The following is a 526-nucleotide window of genomic DNA, read 5'->3' on the forward strand; positions in this document are numbered from 1 at the left end:
CGTGGTGACGGTATTTACTGACATCACTTGTGGCTACTGTGTTCGTCTGCATAACCAAATGCAGGGCTACAATGATCTAGGTATTACTGTGCGTTACATGGCATACCCTCGCCAAGGTGCGACAGGGCCTGTTGCTGAGCAAATGGCAACGATTTGGTGTGCAGAAGATCCAAAAGCGGCGATGCATAATGCGAAAGTGAGCCGCACTTTCGACAATCCAGCGAAAGATCTTGAGCAATGTAAAGAGACCATTCAAGCGCACTACAACGTTGGTCGTCAGTTAGGTATTTCAGGTACGCCTGCAATCTTCCTTCCAAACGGTGAGATGGTTGGTGGTTACTTACCGCCAGCTGAACTACTGAAACGTTTAGAGCAAGTGTAATCCTTTAAGGAGCAGAGCCGACGCAATAGTCGGCTCTTTTCAAGCATGATAGAAATTCAACGACGTCCTGAACCAGATCTTTCCCTTCTCCCAGATTCCATTCCTCCGATCTTAAAACGCATTTACATCAATCGCGGTATTACT

Annotated in this window: 1 protein-coding gene; it reads left to right on the forward strand. The window is 47.0% G+C overall.

Annotated features, from left to right (window positions below; all coding sequences use genetic code 11):
- Nucleotides 1-382 (forward strand): thioredoxin fold domain-containing protein (locus R7P74_RS29075; protein ID WP_318124182.1); only part of this gene is annotated, 382 nt, incomplete at its 5' end.
- Nucleotides 383-526: the final 144 nt, after the last annotated feature.

The organism is Vibrio sp. 2033 (assembly GCF_033339735.1).